The 1,621-nt window shown below is 58.7% G+C and carries 3 protein-coding genes; 1 reads left to right on the top strand and 2 read right to left on the bottom strand.

The features are described 5' to 3' along the window. Positions 1 to 267 precede the first annotated feature (267 nt). Complete coding sequence (locus AWB67_RS37380; RefSeq protein WP_200822418.1) at positions 268 to 504, bottom strand: hypothetical protein; 237 nt, start codon at positions 502 to 504, stop codon at positions 268 to 270. A 511-nt stretch (positions 505 to 1,015) separates the two neighbouring features. On the opposite strand from AWB67_RS37380, the gene AWB67_RS37375 reads away from it, so the two are divergent. After that, entirely contained in the window at positions 1,016 to 1,327 is a 312-nt protein-coding gene (locus AWB67_RS37375) for a hypothetical protein (protein ID WP_087660810.1), read from the top strand. Between the two features lie 13 nt (positions 1,328 to 1,340). Here the strand turns inward: AWB67_RS37375 and AWB67_RS42755 are convergent. Continuing rightward, a partial coding sequence (locus AWB67_RS42755; RefSeq protein WP_235025591.1) for a hypothetical protein occupies positions 1,341 to 1,621 on the bottom strand: 281 nt, incomplete at its 5' end.

The following is a 1,621-nucleotide window of genomic DNA, read 5'->3' as shown; positions in this document are numbered from 1 at the left end:
GGTCCGTTGTAGCGGGAAATGATGGCACAGGCGGGCTTGTCCTGATGTACCACCGGGAACGGGTCCACCGGTGGACGCCGCCAGTCTGTTCAAGGCTTTGCCGGAGGGCTAGCGCGAGGCCTCCCCTGCCGCAGCTTTCCGAGGATCCGCAGTACGGCTTGATACGACCACCAGACGGCCCATAACAGCCTCGGAGTTGGCATTCGGACCAATAGTCCCGCGCAGTAGCATCAATCCGTCGCGCTGCCAGTCCGGCGGTCGGTCTGATTACGGTCGGTCCTCAATCAACGGTGGCTCGATCGGTCCAGCGAACAGCCCTCCATCGAAGAACGCGTCGTCAAGTTCCATGATGGAGTCGTCTCCCATCAGAATTACGACGTATTCGCCCATCCCATTGCCAGGCACCTCGGAGATTTCCGCGATGGTTTGTTGGGGAGATCGGTCGTCGACGAAGCGCAACCAGTAGTAACCCGGGGTGGTCGGCCGTGTGTCTGTCCATTTCATATGAAGCACTCGCGGCACCTTTTGACGGGACTATTGCTACTACATTAACGCTTCTATCCCAAAACGCCAATCCGTGGCGACTGCTGTCGCCAGATGGTTAACAGGTCACTCATGCCTCGCGCTACCGGAAACCGCCTCCGTGGTGGAATCAGCCGAGTGTAGATCGTCGAGTTCAGGAGGAGCGATTCATCACGATCGGGCAAGGCTCGTCAACCAAGTTTTCGATCGATGAATGCGTAGTGCTTCATCTTCATCACCGGCGCGGTCATGTATGCGATCCCTCGCGCTCCTGCCGCCAATGTTGCAGTGAACGCAGACCAGCACAAAAAACACGAAGACGAAACTTCAGCGAGAGTTGATGAGAAGTACCGGGGACGGCCCCGCGCTCTTGAAAATCGTGACAGCCAGGCACGGGCTGCGCTGACCGAGCGCGTGCGCCCGGGCCACCAGATGAGCCGTCGTCGCCGCAATAGCGCTACACTCAGAGCGAGACAACCGCCGGAGGAACATCATGGTCGACATTGATGCTAAAAGCACGTTTCGTGGGCTTCCCTTGACCGCCGAGCAAGATGCAGAGATCAGGCACTACATCAAGAAGCAAAAGCAGCATGGCGCGCCGTGGGACACACCGGAGTTGGACGCGATGCTAAAGGACATGCTGGAGCCCCCAGGCGACGATGAAGACTCCGGCGCCGCCGACGAAACAAAGGCGGCTGCAGAACGGGCGACCGCTTCCATCGACGAGGCCATGGACCCCATTGAAGCCAGTGAGGAGCGGAATGCTGCTATGGAAAACGAGGGTATGAGGGGATCCAAGCGTTGAATCCCAGACGGGTTTAGCAGGCATCGAGCTTCATCCGAGTCTTTCGGAGCGTGGCCTGAACCCATACGCCGCCCGGAATTGTGTCGATTGCGGCTTTGCCAACAGGCTCCACCCAGAAGCACGCACCGACGAAAAAACGGTCCACGGGGTACATTGATGCGCTCACCTTGCGCCTCGAGGCCAAGTTGGCCCAAAGGACCAATGGTACAAACCAAGCATCGAAAACGTCCTCGGAGTCGCACACCATGTCGCCGTGGATCTCGACCCGCGATCTTCGATAACGCGATACAGGGC

The organism is Caballeronia terrestris (assembly GCF_001544515.1).
Taxonomy (GTDB): domain Bacteria; phylum Pseudomonadota; class Gammaproteobacteria; order Burkholderiales; family Burkholderiaceae; genus Caballeronia; species Caballeronia terrestris.
Note: the sequence above shows the minus strand (reverse complement) of the source record. Positions and strands in the feature narration are given on the sequence as shown.